This window comes from Streptomyces sp. NPDC001507 (assembly GCF_042894765.1).
GTDB lineage: Bacteria > Actinomycetota > Actinomycetes > Streptomycetales > Streptomycetaceae > Streptomyces.
The window spans coordinates 337,039-356,750 of the sequence record NZ_JBIAVV010000009.1; the positions used below are offsets into that span (position 1 = coordinate 337,039).

The following is a 19,712-nucleotide window of genomic DNA, read 5'->3' on the forward strand; positions in this document are numbered from 1 at the left end:
GCGGCACTTCCGGCGGAGCGCTCAGCTCTCGGAGGCCGTCCGCTTCGGCCAGATCTGGAGTGCCTGGGCGTCGGTCATCACAGGCGGGCGCGGCGCCGAATCCTTCGGGCCCGGGTCCTGCGCCAGGCCGAAGCCGGTCAGCAGCAGCTCCGCGTAGCGGCGCCAGGCGTCGGGTGCGACGTCCTCGGTGCGGTCGGCGACCGTGCCGATCATGAGGAGGAACGCGTACACGTCGGCGGAGGCGAAGTCCTCGCGGACGGCGCCGGCCGCCACGGCCCGCTCCGCCAGGCCGTCGACATGGCGCCCCAGGTCGTCGCGCATCCGGGCGATCGGCTCGGCCGCGACGTCCGCGTGGGCGAGGATGACCTCCAGCGCCCTGTCCTGCGCCCGCCGTCGCGCCGCCTCCAGCAGGTAGTGGCGCAGCGCCCGCCCCGGATCCGGCTGCTCCGCGGCCGCCGCCGCGACCTCCAGGAACGTGGTGAACCGCTCCGTGAACAGGGCGTCCACCAGCGTCTGCAGGTCCGGGAAGCGGCGGTAGACCGTGCCGACCCCGACGCCCGCCTCGTGCGCGATCTCGTTGAGGGTGGCGACGGCTCCCCGCTCGGCGAACATGCGCTCGGCCGTCTCCATGATCAGCCGACGGTTCCGTTCGGCGTCCGCGCGGAGCGGGCGTTGCGTCGTATCCGGGGTCACGCCAAGACATTCTCCACCACGGCCGACGAGCGGAACTGCCTGGCCAGGACCAGCCCACCCGTCACGACGCTCCACAGCAGCCAGGAGTAGACCCCGCCCCGCTCGAACGCACCGGCCGCGCTCGTGGAGACGCCCGTGAGGAGCTCGCTCAGCAGGCCGAGGGATCCGACCGCGACACTGAAGACGCGGTACGGCTTCGGCAGCCCGAGGCGCCGCCCCAGGCTCCGCGACGCCCCCGCCGTGATCGCCAGCGTGTTCGCGCACAGGATGCCGATCCCGGCGCCCACGACATGGAGGACCAGGCTGTAGTCCGCCCCCTCCGAGGAGCCGTGGAAAAGGGCGACCATCACGAATCCGACGGCGTGCGCGACCGCCAGCGACGTCACGACGCGCCGCGCCCGTCCCTCGACGAGCGGCAGCGCCACCAGCAGCACCCCGGCCGCGAACAGGATTCCCTGGAGCGCGAACGACGTGTTCATCAGCGTGTGCGACGGCGAGCAGATGTCGCGCCCCTGGAAGTTCGCACCGCAGTCGGGCACGCCGAGGTCGCTGATGTAGTTCCGGGCGTAGCTGTAGGGCGGATCGTTCCAGGCCGCCGCGGTGGCGCCCTCGGCGATCACCCACTGCAACGCGTTCACGATCAGGACGGCGGCTCCCACCGGGAGCCACTTGCTGCGCGACATCGGCACTCCTCATGTCCTCATGTCGTCGGACGACGGCTGCGCAGCCACGGTAACACTAACCGGATATTTTTATCCGCTTACGCGATACGGCTGCGCGCGGGCGTCGACGACCGTCACGCTGAGTGCGTGAGTGGTGGCGTTGAGGTGAACGGTGAGCCCGAGTCGTCGGACAGCATGAAGACCTTCGGGGCGTTCGTGCAGGGGCTGCGGGAGCATGCGGGGCTGAGCCGGGAGGAGTTCGGGGCGAGGGTCCACATGTCCAAGCACTCGGTGGCTTCGATCGAGCTCGGGAGGAGGCTGGCGGACCAGAGTTTCATGGACGCGGCGGAGGGGGTGCTGGGGAACACGGGCGCCTTGCGGAAGGCGTTCGGGAGGGTGGCGCGGCAGCCGGGGTTCGCGGTGTGGTTCCGGAAGTGGGCCGCGCTGGAGCAGGAGGCGGCGAGCCTGGCCACCTATGAATGCCGTTTGGTTCCGGGGCTGTTGCAGTGCGAGCCGTACGTGCGAGTGGTGTTCGGCAATGGAAAGCGAGGTGCATGCGGGCTTGGGCGGCCCGCTCGCCTTGCTGGAGACGGCGGACGGGAGGCGTCTCGCCTACTCGGAGGGGCAGCAGACGGGACAATTGATCGCTGACCCGAAAGAGGCGGCCATCCTCCACCGTCGTTATGCGACACTCCGCGCACAGGCTCTCAGCCCCTGGGACTCTGTGAGCCTGCTGGAGCGCATCAGAGGAGAGCTATGAGCGGCACCCCCGAACTGGCGTGGTTCAAGTCCAGCTACAGCAGCGACCAGGGCGACAACTGCGTCGAAGTCGCTCTGGCCTGGCGCAAATCCACCCACAGTACCGACCAGGGCGATAGCTGCACAGAAGTAGCCGCCACCCCCACCACCATCCACATCCGTGACTCCAAAGACCGCGCCCGCCCCCACCTCGCCCTCACCCCCGTCGCCTGGGCTCCCTTCGTGGCGCACGCGGCGGACGCGGTCTGACGGTCAGTCCACCGCCGTCTCGCAGCGCAGGACCCGGTCCGGGCCCAACCGGCGCACCGGGCCGGTCAGTTGGAGGCGGGTCACCGCCCGTACCTCCGTGCTCGACGCCGCCGCCCGCAGTTCCAGGGCGCCCGGCTCCACCACCCGCGCCCCCTCCCGGTCCGTGAACGCCGAGAGGTCCGCGTGGAAGTGGAAGGTCACCCTCCGCGACTCGCCAGGGGCCAGGTCCACGCGCCGGTAGCCGATGAGACGGACGTCCGGGCGGGTCACCGAGGCCACCGGGTCGTGGAGGTAGAGCTGGACGACCTCGGTGCCCGCGCGGTCGCCGGTGTTGCGGACGGCCACGGTCACGCCGTACGAGCCGTCCGTGCCGATCTCGGCCGTGTCCGGTGAGACGAGGTCCCACGCGAACGCCGTGTACGAGCGGCCGTGCCCGAAGGCGTACTGCGGGGTCGGGTCCAGGTTGCTGACCTCGCCCGCGAGGCCCAGCGGGGGCTGGAGGTAGGTCCAGGGCTGGCCGCCCGGCACGCGCGGGACGCTGACCGGGAGGCGGCCCGACGGGTTGACGCGGCCCGACAGCACTCCAGCCACCGCAGGACCGCCCTCCTCGCCGGGGAAGAACGCCTGCACCACCGCGCCGAGCCGGCCGTGCCAGCGGCCCAGTGCGTACGGGCGGCCGGTGAGGAGGACGAGGACCACCGGGACGCCCGTCGTGAGCAGCGCGTCCAGCAGGTCGGCCTGAACCCCGGGCAGGCCGAGGTCCGTGACGTCGCAGCCCTCGCCCGATGTCCCACGGCCGAACAGGCCTGCCCGGTCGCCCAGTACCGCCACGCACACGTCCGCCTCCGCGGCACGGGCCACCGCCTCCTCGAAGCCCGCGGTGCCGGGGTCGGAGACGTCGCAGCCCTCGGCGAACGTCACCTTCGCGTCCGGGAGTTCGGCGCGCAACGACTCAAGGACCGTAGGGATGGCGATGCCCAGGTCGGCCTCGGGGTGGTGGGTCAGGACGTGGGACGGGAAGGAGTAGCAGCCGAGCATGGCGAGGGCGTCGGCGGCTCGGGGGCCGACCACGGCGATGCGGGTGTCGGGGGCGAGGGGGAGCGCGCCGTCCGGATTGTCGAGGAGGACCACCGACTCCTCGGCCAGGCGGCGGGCCAGCGCGCGGTTCGCCGTCGAGTCGAGCTCGACCGGGCCGTCCTGCTCGATCTCCGGGGTCCAGTCCTCGTCCAGCATCCCCAGCCCGCACTTCTGGAGCAGGACCCGGCGGGCCGCCCGGTCGACGAGTGTCTCCGGGACGGTGCCCTCCCGGACCGCCGCCACCAGCGGACGCCCGTAGCACTTCAGGGTCGGGAGTTCGACGTCGATGCCGGCGGCGAGGGCGAGGTGGGCGGCCTCCGCTTCCGTGCCCGCCACGCGGTGCAGGGTCTGGAGGAAGCCGATGCCGAAGTAGTCGGCGACGACCGTGCCGGTGAAGTCCCAGTCGGTGCGCAGGAGTTCGGTCAGCAGGCGGGAGTCGGCGGAGGCCGGGACGCCGTCCGTCTCGTTGTAGGCGGCCATCACCGAGCGGGCCCCGCCCTCCCGGAGCGCCATCTCGAACGGGGGGAGGGTGACGTCCGCGTACTCCCGTACTCCGGCGCGGACCGGGGCCAGGTTGCGGGCGCCCGCGGAGGAGGCGTACCCGGCGAAGTGCTTGAGGGTGGCGATCACGCCGGCCGACTCCAGGCCCCGGACGTACGCGGAGCCGATGGTGCCGACCAGGTACGGGTCCTCGCCGATCGTCTCCTCGACCCGTCCCCAGCGCGGGTCGCGGACCACGTCCAGGACCGGGGCCAGGCCCTGGTGGACGCCGACCGAGCGGAGGTCCTCGCCGATGCGCCGGCCCAGTTCCTCGACCAGCGGCGGGTCGAAGGCCGCGCCCCAGGCGAGCGGGACCGGGTAGGCCGTCGCCTGCCAGGCGGTGAAGCCGGCCAGGCACTCCTCGTGGGCGATCGCCGGGATGCCGAAGCGGCCGGCCGCGGTGATCCGGCGCTGGGCGCGGGCCAGTGCTCGCGCGCCCAGCGCCGGGTCCACCGGGGCGGTGCCGAAGGAACGGGTCAGCTGGCCGAGGCCGAGGGTGATCAGCTCGTCCCAGTCGTAGTCGGCGGTCATCTCGCGTTGCAGCGGGGCGACCCCGTCGCCGTCCGTGGCGGCACCCACCCACACGCCGTACAGCTGGGCGGTCTTCTCCTCCAGCGTCATCCGGGTGAGCAGGTCGTCGACACGGGCGGCGGCGGGCAGCGCGGGGTCGCGCCAAGGAGCGGTGGTCATGAAACTCCCGTCTCTGCTTCCTGCGGGTTCTCTGCTACGAACGCTGCTACGAATGTTTCGTACCACACACCGAATGTTCCGGGAACCTATGGCGTGCGAAGGTCTTCGTCAAGGGGGAGCGCGGGGATACGATCGCGGGCATGACGCCTTCGAAGCCCACAGAAACGCAGACGGCGACGCTCGCCGAAATCGCCCGTGAGGCCGGCGTGTCCGCTCCGACTGTTTCGAAGGTCCTCAACGGGCGCGCCGACGTCGCTCCGGCCACCCGCACCCGGGTCGAGGAGCTGCTGCGCGCCTACGGCTACCGGCGGCGCCGCGCCGAGGCCTCCCGGTCGCCGCTGATCGACCTGGTCTTCCACGAGCTGGAGAGCGCCTGGGCGATGGAGGTCATCCGGGGGGTGGAGAACGTGGCCCGGGACGCCGGCCTGAGCGTCGTGCTGAGTGAGAGCGCCGGGCGGCTCACGCCGGGGCGGACCTGGGCGGACCAGGTGGCGGCGCGGCGGCCGCACGGAGTGGTGCTGGTGCTGTCGGGGCTCGACGAGTCGCAGCGGGCGCTGCTGCTGAGCCGGTCCATCCCGTTCGTGGTGATGGACCCGGCGGGGGATCCGGGGCCGGACGTGCCGTCCATCGGGGCCACCAACTGGCAGGGCGGGCTCGCCGCCACCCGGCACCTGGTCGAGCTGGGGCACCGGCGCATCGGGGCGATCAGCGGGCCGTCCCGGATGATGTGCAGCCGGGCCCGGGTGGACGGCTACCGGGCCGCGCTGGAGACCGCCGGGCTGCCGGTGGACGCGGCCCTGATCAAGGCCGGCGACTTCCACCACGACGCCGGCTACCGGCTCGGCCTGGAGCTGCTGCGCATGCCCGACCGGCCCACCGCGATCTTCACCGGCAACGACCTCCAGGCCCTCGGGCTCTACGAGGCCGCGCGTGAGCTGGGGCTGCGCATCCCGGAGGACGTGAGCGTCGTCGGGTTCGACGACCTGCCGCTGGCCCGCTGGGTGGGGCCGCCGCTGACGACCGTACGGCAGCCGCTGACCGAGATGGCCGAGGCGGCGGCGCGGCTGGTGCTTGAGATGGGGCGGGTGGAGGAGGCGACGACCGCGACCCGGGTGGAACTGGCGACGAGCCTGGTGGTGCGGTCGAGCACGGCGCCGCCCGCGACCGCGTGAGGCGGGCCTGGCAAAAAGTTGACGTATTGACGGGTGGTGCGGGCGCCTCCACACTCCTCCGAAGTCAATCGGTTGCACAACCGAAACTTTCGGAGGGTTACCGCCGACCGGTGCCTGCACCGCCGCCTACAGCGTGACCAACGTGAGCTGGGCGTACGGCGCCGGGCCGGAGCACCCAGGCCTGGAACGCCGTCTGCACCCAGTCCGGCGCGGCCGTCTCCTGCGCCAACGCCTCCTACGACGGGACGGTGACGGACGGGAGTTCGGTCACCTTCGGGTTCAACGCGTCCTGGAGCGGCAGCAATCCGGTGTCCACCGTCACCCTGGGCTGAACCGTGGGCTGAACCATGGGTGAGAAGGGTGAGATTTTCCGAAGAAAACCTCTTCGCGGTGCTCGCGCTAACAGTCCCCTAATAATTCGGACTTACGTTCCTGACTTGTGACGGGACACGAGCAGCAAGGCGGCGCGGGCAGACGGGTGGGCCGGCGGTCGAGAGCGCTGAAGATCGTCGGCCTCACCCTGGCGGGGGTCATGACGCTCGGCATCGCGGGCGCGGGGTGGGTCTACTGGCACCTCAACGACAACATCAAGAGCGTCGACATCAACAGCGCGCTCGGGGACGACCGCCCGGCGAAGGCGGTGACGACACCGACGGCCGGGCCGTCCGCGTCCGCCTCCCCGCTGCCCACCGGCTCGATCAACATCCTGGTGCTGGGCTCGGACTCGCGCAGCGGCAAGGAGAACAAGAAGCTCGGAGGCGGCAGCAGCTCGGGCGCCCGCTCCGACACCGCGATGGTCGTCCACGTCGACGCCGGCCGCACGTCCGCCACGATCGTCAGCATCCCGCGCGACACCCTCGTCACCCGGCCCTCCTGCCCGCTCTCCTCCGGCGGCTCGACGTCCGTCGCCTACAACGCGATGTTCAACAGCGCCTACTCGGTGGGCGGGGCGGTGTGCGCGGTCAAGACGGTCGAGTCGATCACCGGCGTCCGCATGGACCACTACCTGGAGATCGACTTCTCGGGCTTCGCGAAACTGGTCGACGCGCTCGGCGGGGTGACCGTCACCACCGACCAGGACATCGACGACGACGACAGCCACCTGCACCTGAAGAAGGGCACCCACCACCTCGACGGCACCCAGGCCCTGGCACTCGCCCGTACCCGGCACGGCATAGGCGACGGCAGCGACCTGGGCCGGATAGGCCTCCAGCAGAAACTGGTGAAGGCCCTCCTCGACCGGATCGCCTCCATCAGCCTGCTGACCAACCCGGGCAAGCTCTACGAGGTCGCCGACGCTGTCACCTCCAGCCTCACCACCGACACCGGCCTGGACTCGCTCAGCGAGCTGATGCGGCTCGGGCAGAGCCTGAAGGGACTGACCTCCGACCACACGAAGACGGTGATGATGCCGGTGGTGACCGCGCCCTCCGACCACAACCGGGTGATCGCGAAGGAGCCGGCGGCGAGCGAGCTGTGGGAGTCCCTGCGGTAGGCCCTGCGCAGGGGCCGGAAGGCCTCCCGGAAAAAAACTTCGGGGAATTCCGGTGAGCGTGTCGATCCGGGGGCCGGCCGTTCGACGCAAGGGTGAGATGCGGGGAGCGACCCCGCACCGCACGGACCAACAGGAGCCACCATGCCCCGTTACCTGTCGCTCGTGAAGATCGACGAGAACACCGCCCCCGCCGAGGGCCCCAGCGAGGAGCTGATGCAGCGGATGGGCGAGCTGATCGAGGAGATCACCAAGGCCGGCGTGATGCTGGACACCGCGGGCCTCACGCCGACCGCCCAGGGCACCCGCGTGCACTGGGAGGGCGGGAAGATCTCCGTCACCGACGGACCGTTCACCGAGTCCAAGGAGGTCGTCGGCGGGTACGCGATCATGCAGTGCAAGGACAAGGCCGAGGCCCTGGAGTGGACCAAGCGGTTCCTCAAGGTGCACGAGGAGTTCTGGACCGTGACCTGCGAGGTCCGGGAGATCGCGGAGGGCTGACCCTCCTGGCGTACGCCCGGTGGCGGGTGTTGCATGGGGGGCTGTGAGCACACAGCCCCCCGCCGAGCCCGCCGCGGCCGATCCCCGCCACGCCATCGAGACCGTCTTCCGGCTCGAATCGCCCCGCGTGATCGCAGGCGTCGCCCGGATCGTCCGGGACGTCGGCATCGCGGAGGAGCTGGCGCAGGACGCGCTGGTCGCCGCCCTGGAGCAGTGGCCGCGGGACGGCGTGCCCGACAACCCGGGCGCCTGGCTCATGACGACCGCCCGCCACCGCGCCGTCGACCTGGTCCGGCGCCGGGAGAACTACGCCCGCAAGCTCGCCGAGATCGGCCGCGCCACCGAGACGACGGCCCCGCCCGAGGAGCCCGCCGACCCGGAGGACATCGACGACGACCTGCTCCGGCTCGTCTTCACCACCTGCCACCCGGTGCTCTCGCCCGAGGCCCGCACGGCCCTCACCCTGCGCCTCCTCGGCGGCCTGACCACGGCCGAGATCGCCCGCGCCTTCCTGGTCCCCGAGCCGACGGTCGCCCAGCGCATCGTCCGCGCCAAACGCACCCTCGCGACGAGGAACGTCGCCTTCGAGGTGCCGTACGGGCCCGACCGCGAGGCCCGGCTCGGCTCGGTCCTGGACGTCATCTACCTGATCTACAACGAGGGCTACGCGGCCACGGCGGGCGACGACTGGCTGCGCCCGTCGCTCTGCGAGGACGCGTTGCGGCTGGCCCGCGTCCTGTCCGCCCTGATGCCGAAGGAACCGGAGGTGCACGCCCTCACCTCCCTCCTGGAGTTCCAGTCCTCCCGTACGGCCGCCCGCACCGGGCCCGACGGCGAACCGGTCCTGCTCAGGGACCAGAACCGCCGCCGCTGGAACCGCATGCTCATCGCCCGCGGCATCAGGGCCCTGGCCCGCGCGGACGCCACGGCGGCCGGCGCGCCGGGGCCGTACGCCCTCCAGGCGGCCATCGCGGCCTGCCACGCGCACGCTTACACGTACGAGGAGACCGACTGGAGGTCCATCGCCACCCTGTACGGGCTGCTGGCGGCCCGCTCCCCGTCCCCGGTCGTCGAGCTGAACCGGGCGGTGGCCGTGTCGATGGCGGACGGCCCGGCAGCGGCCCTCGCGATCGTGGACCCGCTGACCGCCGAACCCGCCCTGAACGGCTACCACCTGCTGCCGAGCGTCCGCGGCGACCTGCTGGCCCGCCTCGGGCGCACGGCCGAGGCCCGCGCGGAGTTCGAACGGGCCGCGGGCCTTGCCCGCAACGAGCGGGAACGGGAGCTGCTGCTGCGGCGGGCGGCGGAGGCCCAGTCCTAGGGCCGGGCAGGGTGGCCGAGCAGCATGGTGGGCGCCCCGGCCACCCGGGTCAGGAACACGGTCGCCGCGTTCGGGCCCTGCGGTTTTACCTTCCTGCGCAGTTCCTCCGGCTCCACCGCCGACCCGCGCTTCTTCACGGTCAGGTTCCCGACCCCGCGCTCGCGCAGCAGGGCCTTCAGCTTCTTGACGTTGAAGGGGAGTTCGTCGGTGATCTCGTACGCCGTGGCGTAGTCGGTGGCCCGGAGCGTGTCGGCCGTGACGTACGCGATCGTGGGGTCGATGAGGCCGCCGGCCAGTTCCCCGGCCGCCTCGGCGACCAGGTGGGCGCGGATGACGGCGCCGTCCGGCTCGTAGAGGTAACGGCCGACCGGGCGGACGGCGGGGTCGGGCAGGCCGCGGCCGAGCAGGGTGCGCGGGCCGGGGAGGAGGGTGGCGCGGACGGCCCCCGGGGCGCCGGTGCCGAACCAGAGGACGGCCTCCTTCACGTCACCCCCGTCCGAGATCCACTCCGCCTCGGCCGCCGCCGGGACCGCCTCGTGCGGGATGCCGGGGGCGATCTTCAGCGCGGCCACCCGGGCCGTCGACGCGGTCGCCACCGCCCAGGACAGGGGCGGTGAGTAGGCCTCCGGGTCGAAGATGCGGCCGCGGCCGCCGCGTCGGGCCGGGTCGACGAAGACGGCGTCGTGGCCGGCCGTGTCCACCTCCTGGACGTCCGCCTCCCGGACCTCGATCAGGTCCGCGAGGCCGAGCGCCTCGGCGTTCGCGCGGGCGGTGGCCGCCGTCACCGGGTCCCGGTCCACGGCGAGGACCCGGATGCCGGCCCGCGCGAGCGCGATCGCGTCGCCCCCGATCCCGCAGCACAGGTCCGCCACCGAGGTCACCCCGAGTGCCTTCAGCCGCTCGGCCCGGTACGCGGCGACAGTCGCCCGCGTCGACTGCTCGACCCCGTTCGGCGTGAAGAACATGCGGTCCGCGTCCGCCGCCCCGAACTTCGCCGCCGCCCGCTGCCGCAGCCGGGCCTGGGCCAGCGCCGCCGAGACCAGCTCGGCGGGGTGTTCGCGGCGCAGCCGGGTGGCCACGGCCAGCTCGTCGGCGGGCGCGGTGCCGCGCACCTCGTCGAGCAGGGCGTGGCCCTCGGGGGTGAGGAGGGGGGAGAGGAGGTCGTTCACCGGGTCATTGTCGGCCAGTCGGTGGATGGTTCGCCTCCGGCCGAGGTGTCTGCCGGGCTTCCGGGGAGAGGGCTGGAAGGATCCGAGGCCATGCGAGCAGTCGTACAAAATGACAAAAATAGGGTGGTTTCGGCCATGGCCGCTCTCGCCGCCGTAGCGGCCGTCGCCGTCGTCTCCGGCTGCGCCGGGCCGGGGGACGAGGCCGCGGTCCGGCCCGCCGCGGGCCAGCAGGCCCACCGGGCGGCCGCCGCCCCCGACGACCACGCCGCCCTGGTCGCCGCCGCCCGGCGCTGGGGTCTTGACGCGGTCCCCTTGCGGCCCCCGGCCCCGCCGAAACGCAAGCCGACGATCACAGCTCGCGACGGTTTCGAGGTGGACGGCCAGGTCGAGGACGACCTGCCCCCGGTCTTCACCACGATCCCGACCAGGAAGAAGGTCGTCTTCCTCACCATCGACGACGGCGCCGAGAAGGACCCGGACTTCCTGCGGATGATGGGCGAACTGCACATCCCCTACACCGCGTTCCTCAGCAACTACCTGGTCAAGGACGACTACGGCTACTTCCGCCGGATGCAGGCCGAGGGCCACACCCTCAACAACCACACCCTCACCCACCCCTACCTGCCCGGTCTGACCTACGACGAGCAGAAGCACGAGATCTGCGGCATGCAGGACATCATGAAGCGGCAGTTCGGCAAGGCGCCGACGGTCTTCCGGCCGCCCTACGGCAACTACAACGGCGACACCCTGCGCGCCGCCAAGGCCTGCGGCATCAAGTACGCGCCGATCTGGGACGAGGAGGTGTTCGTCGACCACTGGGAGTACCGCGAGTGGGACCGCTCGCTGCACCCCGGTGACATCGTCCTCACGCACTTCCGGGGCCGCGACGACTGGGACGGCACCATGGTCGACGACATGCGCCGCTTCCTGAACAAGGTCACCCGTGACGGCTACGCGGTGGCGCGCCTGGAGGACTACCTGTGAGCCGACCGAGGGCGACGGCCGCTGTCCTGGCCGCCGCCCTCCTCCTGTCCGCGTGCGCGCCGTCCGTCGACCCCATCGAACGGCTCGGCCGCAAGGCCGCCGACCGGGTGCACCCGCACGGCCCGTCCGGCGAGCCGCCGTACCGCCGGTGGGGCCTGACCGAGCCCCTCGCCCCGGCGCCGCGCCCGCCGCTGCACCCGCTGTCCCTGCGCACCGGCCTCCCCCCGGTCGTCGACCACCTCCCCACCTCCGACCGGGTGGTCTTCCTGACCTACGACGACGGCGCCGAGAAGGACCCCCGCTTCGTCGACATGGTCCGCGAACTGCGGCTGCCGGTGAGCATGTTCCTCACGGACAGCGTGGTCGGCCCCGGCTACGGCCACTTCGCCCGCCTCCAGTCGGTCGGCGCGAGCGTCGAGAACCACACCCTCGACCACCCGGCCATGCCCGGCCTGCCCTACGCCGGCCAGCGCGCCGAGATCTGCGGCCAGCAGGACAAGCTGAAGTCCCGCTTCGGCGTCCGGCCCCGCCTCTTCCGCCCGCCCTACGGCACCTACGACACCACCACCCTGCGCGCCGCGGAGGACTGCGGAGTCGTCGCGGTGGTGCTGTGGCGGGCGGCGACGACCCCCGACGGCATCACCTACCGGACCGGTGACAGACAGCTCCGTCCCGGCGACATCGTCCTGGTGGGCCCCGACGAGGCCCTCGGCCCGCCCCTCAGGGAGCGCACCGCCCGGCTGCTGCGCCGGGTGCAGGCGAGCGGACTGACGGTGGGCCGTCTGGAGGACTACCTGTAGCGCCACAGCTTCGTTCGAGGACGGCGCTCAGCCACAAATGCAGCCCGTCCGGCGTTTGAGGACGAGGCCGGAGGCCGAACGGGGGGTCTGGGGGCGGAGCCCCCAGGGGCGGCCACGACAACCCCGGTCACCGATTTTCGGCGCCGCGCCGCAGGCAATTGGCACTCCGCTTGACCGAGTGCTAATCGCGGTCATAGTCTCGGCTCTGGCACTCGGCAGATGAGAGTGCCAACAACGCGACGGGCAGGTCCGGCACCCGCGACGACGGATCGACCTGGTCGCCACCTCAGACAGTTAACCCCGTGAGATCTCCGAAGGGGGAGGTCGGATCGTGACGACCGCCAGCTCCAAGGTTGCCATCAAGCCGCTTGAGGACCGCATCGTGGTCCAGCCGCTCGACGCCGAGCAGACCACGGCCTCCGGCCTGGTCATCCCGGACACCGCGAAGGAGAAGCCCCAGGAGGGCGCCGTCCTCGCCGTGGGCCCGGGCCGTTTCGAGAACGGCGAGCGCCTGCCGCTCGACGTCAAGGTCGGCGACGTCGTGCTCTACAGCAAGTACGGCGGCACCGAGGTGAAGTACAACGGCGACGAGTACCTCGTCCTCTCGGCTCGCGACGTGCTCGCGATCATCGAGAAGTAAGCCTGCGACTCACACCTCAAGCACTCCGCTTGAAGCTGCGCCCCTGGCCCCCGCGATCCTCCGAGAAGCCGGGCGCCAGGGGCGCAGCGTTGTTCACCCCAGATTTCCGAGAGGGCATCCGCTGCCATGGCGAAGATCCTGAAGTTCGACGAGGACGCCCGTCGCGCCCTTGAGCGCGGCGTCAACAAGCTTGCCGACACGGTGAAGGTGACGATCGGCCCCAAGGGCCGCAACGTCGTCATCGACAAGAAGTTCGGCGCCCCCACCATCACCAACGACGGTGTCACGATCGCCCGCGAGGTCGAGATCGAGGACCCGTACGAGAACCTCGGCGCGCAGCTGGTGAAGGAGGTGGCGACCAAGACCAACGACATCGCGGGTGACGGTACGACCACCGCCACCGTGCTGGCCCAGGCGCTCGTCCGCGAGGGCCTGAAGAACGTCGCCGCCGGCGCCTCCCCGGCCGCCCTGAAGAAGGGCATCGACGCCGCCGTCGCCGCCGTCTCCGAGGACCTGCTCGCGTCGGCCCGCCCGATCGACGAGAAGTCCGACATCGCCGCCGTCGCCGCGCTGTCCGCCCAGGACCAGCAGGTCGGCGAGCTCATCGCCGAGGCGATGGACAAGGTCGGCAAGGACGGTGTCATCACCGTCGAGGAGTCCAACACCTTCGGTCTGGAGCTGGACTTCACCGAGGGCATGGCCTTCGACAAGGGCTACCTGTCGCCGTACTTCGTGACGGACCAGGAGCGCATGGAGGCCGTCCTGGAGGACCCCTACATCCTCATCAACCAGGGCAAGATCTCCTCCATCGCGGACCTGCTGCCGCTGCTCGAGAAGATCATCCAGTCCAACGCCTCGAAGCCGCTGCTGATCATCGCCGAGGACGTCGACGGCGAGGCCCTGTCGACCCTGGTCGTCAACAAGATCCGTGGCACCTTCAACGCGGTCGCGGTCAAGGCCCCCGGCTTCGGCGACCGCCGCAAGGCGATGCTGGAGGACCTGGCGATCCTGACCGGCGCCACGGTCGTCTCCGAGGAGGTCGGCCTCAAGCTCGACCAGGTCGGCCTGGACGTGCTGGGCTCCGCCCGCCGCGTCACCGTCACCAAGGACGACACCACGGTCGTCGACGGCGCCGGTGACTCCGGTGCGGTCACCGGCCGCGTCGCCCAGATCAAGGCCGAGATCGAGAACACCGACTCCGACTGGGACCGCGAGAAGCTCCAGGAGCGCCTCGCGAAGCTGGCCGGCGGCGTGTGCGTGATCAAGGTCGGCGCCGCCACCGAGGTGGAGCTGAAGGAGAAGAAGCACCGTCTGGAGGACGCCATCTCCGCGACCCGCGCCGCGGTCGAGGAGGGCATCGTCTCCGGTGGTGGCTCCGCGCTCGTCCACGCCGTGAAGGTCCTCGACGACAACCTCGGCAAGACCGGCGACGAGGCCACCGGTGTCTCCGTGGTCCGCAAGGCCGCCGTCGAGCCGCTGCGCTGGATCGCCGAGAACGCCGGCCTGGAGGGCTACGTCATCGTCTCCAAGGTCGCCGAGCTGGAGAAGGGCAACGGCTACAACGCCGCCACCGGCGAGTACGGCGACCTGGTCAAGGCCGGCGTCATCGACCCGGTCAAGGTCACCCGCTCCGCCCTGGAGAACGCCGCCTCCATCGCCTCCCTGCTGCTGACGACCGAGACCCTGGTCGTCGAGAAGAAGGAAGAGGAAGAGGCCGCCGCCGCGGGCCACTCGCACGGCCACTCGCACTAGCACCGCCCCGGCGTCGCACGAAGCCCCCGTCCCCGGTCGTCCGCCGGGAACGGGGGCTTCGCCCCTCGCGGGGGGTCGTTTCCTGTGATCAGCCATGGCCGGCACAGGCGCCAGGTAATGGTCGCCCGGCGCCCCGCACCAGCTTCAGCGCCTTGTCGAACTGCTCCTGGAGCTGCGGGGTGACCACGTACTCCTCGACCCGCCCGTGGAGCCCCCCTTGTACCCGTGGGAGAGCTCGACCTTGACGTCGTCGGTGTAGACGTCCTCCTTGATGTCGAGGACGTCTCTCAGCAACACGGTGTCGCCGCGAGGTCGCGCGCGGGGGGGGGCAGAGGGGACGGCGGATCCGGATGGGCGGTGAGCGGCTCGCCGGTCCGCGTCGGCCGGACTCCTCGCTCGGCTCCGAGGCTGCCCGAAGCCGAGGTCCGGGCTTCGGGCAGCCGTTTTCGCCATAGCGAACCGACCGGTCAGTCGCGGCGGATCAGCTCCGGATCGATCCGGCGGCCGGCCAGTGGCAGTGAGCCCGCCGCCGCGGCCGCCACCACTCCCGCCACCGCCACGGACAGCAGGGGGATGCCGGCGACATCCCAGCGGATCGCTCCACCGCCTGTGATCAGGTAGCTGGACTCGGCGAGCTTCCCGGTGACGACCGCCAGGGCGAGACCGAGACCGAGCGGCAGCACCACCTGGAGGCACTGCACGGCCCGCATGGTCCGTGCCCGGGCGCCGATCAGGGTGACGGCGGTGACCTGCGCACGGCGTTCGACCGCGCGGTCGGTCACGGACACCAGGAACGCGGCCACGCCGATGACCAGCCCCATGATCATGCCGAGGCCCAGCAGGGTTTCGACGACCGATATCTGTTCGAGTCCCTGGACGTTCAGTCCGACCAGCTCGACCTCGGCGATCGGGGCGATCGCCCCGATGTCGTCGAGGACCTTGCGGACCTGGCCCGGTTCCGAACTGCTGGTGAGCACGAACTCGGCGTCACGGGGCCGTGCGTGTGCGGGCAGCGCGGACGGAGGGACGAGGAGCACGGCACCGCCCACGGTGGACACGGAGCTCGCGCTGTAGACGACCTGCCTGGTGGGGAGGCCGATGTCCAGGTGCCCGGCCTTGCTCCCGGAGAGGCGGAAGCGGAAGGACGCGCCCGGCTTCAGTTCGGATCCGAGGCTGGAGTTGGGGTCGACGAGCCGCATCACCTTGCCGTCCACGCAGCCCTTGGAGCGCTCGACCATGTGGTCCAGCTGCGCGCAGGTGGCGATCAGGGCGGTGGCCGACGATGCGAGTGCGTCTTTGGGACTCATGCTGTCGAGGTCGACCCAGGAGTTCATCAGGATGGCGTGGGCGCGGACACCGGCCACGTCGCCGAGTTCCCTCTGCTGACCCGGGGTGAGGGCGGACAGGGAGAGGGAGTAGTCCTGCAGGGGGCCGTCCGGCCGGGTGGCCTGTTCCATCTGGATGAGTACGCCCTGGGCGAGCGAGGCGGCGTAGACGAGGAGTACGAGACCGGTGACGACCCTCATCGTGCTGCCGGGCTCGGCTTCGTTGCGCCGCATCGCCAGGCTGAGGGTGAGGGACTCGGTGGACCCCGCCACGCGGCGGGCGAGAACGTACGAGATCAACGGGAGCGTGAGCACGAGCCCGGCGCCGGTCAGCACGACGCCGCCGACCACGAGCAGCCCGTTCACGCCCACGCTCGACGCGGGGTGCCCGAGCACACCGCTGACGCAGAAGCCGGACACGATGCCCATACCGGCGATCAGGAGGAGACCGCCCCACTTGGACGGCGGTCGCGGGAGCGCGGTGCGGCGTACCGCCAGCGGGTTGGTGGCGGCCTCCCGCGCGCTCTTTCGGCCGACGAACCAGGCCAGCGCCGGGCAGCCGATCAGGCACACGGCGACGGTGGTCGCGGACAGGGCACCGTCGTCCGGATACCACCGCAGCGCGGGCAGCCCCGTCCTGGACATCACCTGGTTGAGAACCCAGTACTCGCCCAGGCCGAGCAACGCGCCGAGCACTGCGGCCATCACGGTCTCCGCTGCGTTCACGCGCTGGGTGCCCTTGACGCTGAGGCCGAGCAGACGCAGCGCCGCCAGGCGCCGCATGCGGCTGGCGGCGGACAGACGCGCACAGACGGTGAGGAAGATCCCCAGGGGCAGCAGAACCAGGGTGGCCAGAGCGAACCGCACGTCCGTCAGCGTGGACGGTTCCACAGCGGGGGACGGGGCGTAGTCGTACCCGAACCCCTTCAGGGTCCGGCCCTCGTGGGCGATACGGGCGCGCGTGGTGCCGATGTACGCGTACAGCTCGTCCGGGTGCGCGAGCCCGGCCCCCGCGATGGTGCCCTTCTCACGTCCCGGCAGCAGCCCTTTGACGGCGGGCGCCGCACGCAGGAGGTCATGGAGGCGCGGTGAGACGAAGACCTCGCCAGGGCCGGGGAGCCGGGTCAGCCCGGGCGGGGCCGACCGTGTTCCCTCGGTTCCCCGTGCGATGAACACGCGGGTGAACGGTCTGGACCCGTACGCGTCGGAGCGCTGGACGACGAGCGTGCCGTCCGCCGGTCCTTTGGAGGCGGTGACGGGCTGTCGTGCCGCGGCACGGCCGTCGTGGGCGTGGAGGATCGCCGGAATGGTGAGGACGAGGGCCAGGCAGCAGACACCGATGGAGCCGCCGACCGCCATCAGGAAGAAGCGTGTGCGGTTGCCTCGCCCCGCGCCGAAGAGGAGTCGCAGACCGAGCAGGAATTCCGTCACGCCGCACCTCGCGGCGTGAGCACCCCGTCCGCCATCGTGTAACGGGTGTCGGCCTGTGCGGCCACCCCGTGATCATGCGTCACCAGAATGACGGCGGTGCCCTGTGAGCGGGCCAGTCCGAGGAACTCCTTGAGCACGGCGGAGGCGTTGGCGCTGTCCAGGGAGCCCGTCGGCTCGTCCGCGAACACGACCGCGGGCCGGTGGACCAGGGCGCGCGCCACCGCGACGCGCTGACTCTGCCCACCTGAGACCTGCGACGGCCGGCGTTCACGCAGCTCGCCGAGGCCGAGCCGTTCCAGCACTTCGCCCGCTCTGGTGAGGGCTGGGCGCTTGCGCTGTCCGGCTAGGCGCAGTGGCAGCGCGGTGTTCTCCTCGATGGTCAGTTCCGGGAGCAGTTCGCCGTACTGGAAGACGAATCCGAATCGTTCCCGGCGCAGGGCGCTGATCTCGTCGTCGGAGAGGTCACCGAGTGAGCGCCCTTCGAAGCGCACCTGACCGCGTGTGGTCGGCAGGACGCCGGCGAGGCAGTAGAGCAGCGAGGACTTTCCGGAGCCGCTCTGCCCTGTGATGGCCACGACCTCACCCGGGGCGACCGAGAGGTGGGCGTCGCGGACGGCCTGCTGGTTGCCGTAGGAGAGGTCGACTCCGATGGCCGAGATGATGTCTGACGTGCTGATGGCTTCCCCCAAAGAAGCGTGCGGGCCCAGGGGTTTGTGCCCCTGGGCCCGCGATCCTGCCGAAGCGCTGACTACCTCTGGTAGTGCTTCGTCGATGAGCAGTTGTCAGGGTTGAACGAGCCCTTGTCACGGCAGACGCGGATGTAGGCGTCGTCGGTGTGCAGAGCGGCGCCGTCCCAGTTCAGCTGGTCGAGCGGTACGCTCTGCTTCTGCTTGCCGTTGTAGCGGCTCCAGTCGTAGCCCTCGACGCGGACCTGCATGCAGACGTTGTGACCGTCACCGTTGTCGGTGTCGTTCAGGTTGCCCGCCCACTCGAAGGCGCCGTGGTTCTGGTTCGAGGGCCAGAAGGCGTACTGGCCACCGGTGAACGAACCGCCGCCGGTGGACAGCGTCGGAATGGTGTGCCACGAGACGGCGGCCGCCGTTCCCGCGCTGACGGCGAACAGGTCTGCGGCTATCGCGCCGACTGCCAACTTGCGCATGTTTTCCTCCCGTTGTTCATGCATGGCGTCGGATGGTCAGGTCCGGAGCCGTCGTGAACCTAGCAGTCATGAAGGGGAGGTGAATGGCATGGTCAATTCAATTCTGTCCACTTTCGGCGGTGTTTCCGGATGATGGACTTTGCCTTCGTGTGACCTCTGCTCGACTTGCGCTTGGTCATCGACTGAGCTTTTTCTGAGGGATGGTGACGAACCGTCAGTGTCGAGCGGACCGGAACTTGATGCCGCCGCACAACTTGTCACGACCGCCCAGACGGCCTTGCCGGGAGCACAGGGGTGCGGGGTGGTGCCCCATTCCTTGGGTGAGGCGAGGAGGACGAGCCCCCGGCCGCGCTCCTCGCAGCCGCCCGCGTCGCGCGCCACGGGAAGCCGGTCACCGCGTATGTCACTCACCTCCACCCGCACCTGCCCGGCCTCCAGGCTGAGCCGCAGCTCGGCGTCCCGGCCCGGGACCCGGCCATGCGTGATGGCGTTCACGGCCGGCTCGGCGACGATCAGCTCGACGGTGTCGTGAGCCGGACTGCCGTAGGGCCGGCCTCAGACGTCCATCTGGTGCGAGGCGAGACGGCGGGCAAGGCGGGCGCCGCGCGGGGTGGCGGCGAAGCGGAGGGTGAAGGCGGTCATGGCGCGAAGATCCGGACTCTGGGATGGCTGTGACCGGCGATGATGGCCTTACAGAAGGTTTCTGCAGGGGCAGGCCGGCACTGTGTGGGCGACCGTGTGCGGGCTGCCGGGCGGTGGCTGAGCCGGCCGCATGCGCGGTGTGGTCCGCTGGAACCTCCCGTAGTGGGCGGACACTTGGGGAAGCGTGCCGAGGGCGCGTAGATAGGCGTCCTGGCGGGACGGTCCGCCCGGGTCGTCCGGTCTTGGTTTGACTCTCGCCGTGAAGTACCGCACGCGCTTGATGGGTTGGCCGGCCGGGACGAGCTTGTGCCGGTCGTTCTGCGACTGGTTGTCGCGGAAGTACGGGTCGTGCCGGTCCTGTGCCTCCGCCAGCCGATCCCCCGGGCCGGAGAGCCCCGCCTCCGGAATCAGCCCGTTGTCCTCACTGAACCGGACGAACACACACGCCAGCACCCAGGCGGCGACGATCTGGACGACCCGCTCGTCACGCTACGTCTCGTACATGGCAGCCGTACGTTCCGCCGCGACAGCCTTGTCGCACTCGACCCGCAGCGCGTCCCGGAACAGCGGCTCGACGTCGGTCCGCTCCCGGAGATCGTCCTCAGGGAGCCGCGCCTGCGCCTGGAGATCCTTCAGCAGCCGTGTGCGATCGAG

General features: G+C 71.1%; 17 protein-coding genes and 2 pseudogenes. 11 read left to right on the forward strand and 8 right to left on the reverse strand.

Annotated features, from left to right (window positions below):
• Window positions 1–21 precede the first annotated feature (21 nt).
• Together ACFY0K_RS29095 and ACFY0K_RS29100 are read right to left on the reverse strand one after the other, a co-directional pair.
• Window positions 22–693: a TetR/AcrR family transcriptional regulator gene (locus ACFY0K_RS29095; protein ID WP_390642295.1), complete on the reverse strand. Its 672-nt coding sequence runs from the start codon at window positions 691–693 to the stop codon at window positions 22–24.
• Window positions 690–1,376 carry a DUF998 domain-containing protein gene (locus ACFY0K_RS29100; RefSeq protein ID WP_390642296.1) on the reverse strand — a complete coding sequence of 229 codons (687 nt, stop codon included), beginning with the start codon at window positions 1,374–1,376 and terminating at the stop codon, window positions 690–692. The genes ACFY0K_RS29095 and ACFY0K_RS29100 overlap by 4 nt, the downstream gene beginning before the upstream one ends.
• A 174-nt stretch (window positions 1,377–1,550) precedes the next feature.
• Here ACFY0K_RS29100 and ACFY0K_RS29105 point away from each other — a divergent pair.
• Together ACFY0K_RS29105 and ACFY0K_RS29110 are read left to right on the forward strand one after the other, a co-directional pair.
• Window positions 1,551–2,115: pseudogene (locus ACFY0K_RS29105) on the forward strand (Scr1 family TA system antitoxin-like transcriptional regulator).
• Window positions 2,112–2,363, forward strand: coding sequence for a DUF397 domain-containing protein (locus tag ACFY0K_RS29110; protein WP_390642297.1), 252 nt, complete (start codon window positions 2,112–2,114; stop codon window positions 2,361–2,363). Before ACFY0K_RS29105 ends, ACFY0K_RS29110 begins: the two are co-directional and overlap by 4 nt.
• 3 nt (window positions 2,364–2,366) lie before the next feature.
• Here ACFY0K_RS29110 and ACFY0K_RS29115 read toward each other — a convergent pair whose 3' ends face one another.
• A complete protein-coding gene (locus ACFY0K_RS29115) occupies window positions 2,367–4,670 on the reverse strand; it encodes a glycoside hydrolase family 3 N-terminal domain-containing protein (RefSeq protein ID WP_390642298.1) in 2,304 nt (767 codons plus the stop codon).
• 140 nt (window positions 4,671–4,810) lie between these two features.
• Here ACFY0K_RS29115 and ACFY0K_RS29120 point away from each other — a divergent pair, with 140 nt between their 5' ends.
• The 5 genes and pseudogenes from ACFY0K_RS29120 to ACFY0K_RS29140 all read left to right on the forward strand — a co-directional run bounded on the left by ACFY0K_RS29120 (window position 4,811) and on the right by ACFY0K_RS29140 (window position 9,156).
• The gene (locus tag ACFY0K_RS29120; RefSeq protein WP_390642299.1) at window positions 4,811–5,842 is read left to right on the forward strand and encodes a LacI family DNA-binding transcriptional regulator; all 1,032 of its coding nucleotides are present in this window, start codon (window positions 4,811–4,813) and stop codon (window positions 5,840–5,842) included.
• 145 nt (window positions 5,843–5,987) lie between these two features.
• Window positions 5,988–6,174, forward strand: a pseudogene (locus ACFY0K_RS29125) (cellulose binding domain-containing protein); the annotation flags it as partial.
• 107 nt (window positions 6,175–6,281) lie between these two features.
• Window positions 6,282–7,337 (forward strand): LCP family protein, encoded by a 1,056-nt coding sequence (locus ACFY0K_RS29130; protein ID WP_390642300.1) that lies wholly within the window; start codon window positions 6,282–6,284, stop codon window positions 7,335–7,337.
• A gap of 141 nt (window positions 7,338–7,478) precedes the next feature.
• Window positions 7,479–7,835 carry a YciI family protein gene (locus tag ACFY0K_RS29135; RefSeq protein ID WP_390642301.1) on the forward strand — a complete coding sequence of 119 codons (357 nt, stop codon included), beginning with the start codon at window positions 7,479–7,481 and terminating at the stop codon, window positions 7,833–7,835.
• 43 nt (window positions 7,836–7,878) lie between these two features.
• Entirely contained in the window at window positions 7,879–9,156 is a 1,278-nt protein-coding gene (locus tag ACFY0K_RS29140) for an RNA polymerase sigma factor (RefSeq protein ID WP_390642302.1), read from the forward strand.
• Here ACFY0K_RS29140 and ACFY0K_RS29145 read toward each other — a convergent pair.
• On the reverse strand, window positions 9,153–10,325 hold the full coding sequence (locus ACFY0K_RS29145) for a methyltransferase domain-containing protein (RefSeq protein ID WP_390642303.1): 1,173 nt from the start codon (window positions 10,323–10,325) through the stop codon (window positions 9,153–9,155). The two genes, ACFY0K_RS29140 and ACFY0K_RS29145, sit on opposite strands and share 4 nt — an antisense overlap.
• Window positions 10,326–10,415: 90 nt before the next feature.
• Between ACFY0K_RS29145 and ACFY0K_RS29150 the strand changes: the two genes are divergently transcribed.
• The 4 genes from ACFY0K_RS29150 to groL all read left to right on the forward strand — a co-directional run bounded on the left by ACFY0K_RS29150 (window position 10,416) and on the right by groL (window position 14,501).
• A complete protein-coding gene (locus ACFY0K_RS29150; RefSeq protein ID WP_390642304.1) occupies window positions 10,416–11,309 on the forward strand; it encodes a polysaccharide deacetylase family protein in 894 nt (297 codons plus the stop codon).
• Window positions 11,306–12,109, forward strand: a complete 804-nt coding sequence (locus ACFY0K_RS29155) for a polysaccharide deacetylase family protein (protein WP_390642305.1) — start codon at window positions 11,306–11,308, stop codon at window positions 12,107–12,109. Before ACFY0K_RS29150 ends, ACFY0K_RS29155 begins: the two co-directional genes overlap by 4 nt.
• Window positions 12,110–12,440: 331 nt before the next feature.
• Window positions 12,441–12,749, forward strand: coding sequence for a co-chaperone GroES (groES, locus tag ACFY0K_RS29160; RefSeq protein WP_004955293.1), 309 nt, complete (start codon window positions 12,441–12,443; stop codon window positions 12,747–12,749).
• Window positions 12,750–12,875: 126 nt separating this feature from the next.
• Complete coding sequence (groL, locus tag ACFY0K_RS29165) at window positions 12,876–14,501, forward strand: chaperonin GroEL (protein WP_352359572.1); 1,626 nt, start codon at window positions 12,876–12,878, stop codon at window positions 14,499–14,501.
• Window positions 14,502–14,968: 467 nt separating this feature from the next.
• On the opposite strand, the gene ACFY0K_RS29170 is transcribed toward groL, so the two are convergent.
• From ACFY0K_RS29170 to ACFY0K_RS29185, 4 genes are all read right to left on the reverse strand, one after another.
• Window positions 14,969–17,257 carry an ABC transporter permease gene (locus tag ACFY0K_RS29170; RefSeq protein ID WP_390642306.1) on the reverse strand — a complete coding sequence of 763 codons (2,289 nt, stop codon included), beginning with the start codon at window positions 17,255–17,257 and terminating at the stop codon, window positions 14,969–14,971.
• Complete coding sequence (locus tag ACFY0K_RS29175) at window positions 17,254–17,946, reverse strand: ABC transporter ATP-binding protein (protein WP_382719022.1); 693 nt, start codon at window positions 17,944–17,946, stop codon at window positions 17,254–17,256. The genes ACFY0K_RS29170 and ACFY0K_RS29175 overlap by 4 nt, the downstream gene beginning before the upstream one ends.
• 59 nt (window positions 17,947–18,005) lie before the next feature.
• Window positions 18,006–18,416 (reverse strand): hypothetical protein, encoded by a 411-nt coding sequence (locus ACFY0K_RS29180; protein WP_390642307.1) that lies wholly within the window; start codon window positions 18,414–18,416, stop codon window positions 18,006–18,008.
• A gap of 66 nt (window positions 18,417–18,482) precedes the next feature.
• Window positions 18,483–18,932: an ATP-binding protein gene (locus ACFY0K_RS29185; RefSeq protein ID WP_390642416.1), complete on the reverse strand. Its 450-nt coding sequence runs from the start codon at window positions 18,930–18,932 to the stop codon at window positions 18,483–18,485.
• Window positions 18,933–19,712 lie beyond the last annotated feature (780 nt).

What these genes read in the sequence shown, in the direction of transcription:
- ACFY0K_RS29100 (WP_390642296.1), bottom strand. Translation starts at nt 1,376, where the DNA reads ATGTCGCGCAGCAAGTGGCTCCCGGTGGGAGCCGCCGTCCTGATCGTG.
- ACFY0K_RS29110 (WP_390642297.1), top strand. Translation starts at nt 2,112, where the DNA reads ATGAGCGGCACCCCCGAACTGGCGTGGTTCAAGTCCAGCTACAGCAGC.
- ACFY0K_RS29115 (WP_390642298.1), bottom strand. Translation starts at nt 4,670, where the DNA reads ATGACCACCGCTCCTTGGCGCGACCCCGCGCTGCCCGCCGCCGCCCGT.
- ACFY0K_RS29120 (WP_390642299.1), top strand. Translation starts at nt 4,811, where the DNA reads ATGACGCCTTCGAAGCCCACAGAAACGCAGACGGCGACGCTCGCCGAA.
- ACFY0K_RS29135 (WP_390642301.1), top strand. Translation starts at nt 7,479, where the DNA reads ATGCCCCGTTACCTGTCGCTCGTGAAGATCGACGAGAACACCGCCCCC.
- ACFY0K_RS29150 (WP_390642304.1), top strand. Translation starts at nt 10,416, where the DNA reads ATGCGAGCAGTCGTACAAAATGACAAAAATAGGGTGGTTTCGGCCATG.
- groL (WP_352359572.1), top strand. Translation starts at nt 12,876, where the DNA reads ATGGCGAAGATCCTGAAGTTCGACGAGGACGCCCGTCGCGCCCTTGAG.
- ACFY0K_RS29180 (WP_390642307.1), bottom strand. Translation starts at nt 18,416, where the DNA reads ATGCGCAAGTTGGCAGTCGGCGCGATAGCCGCAGACCTGTTCGCCGTC.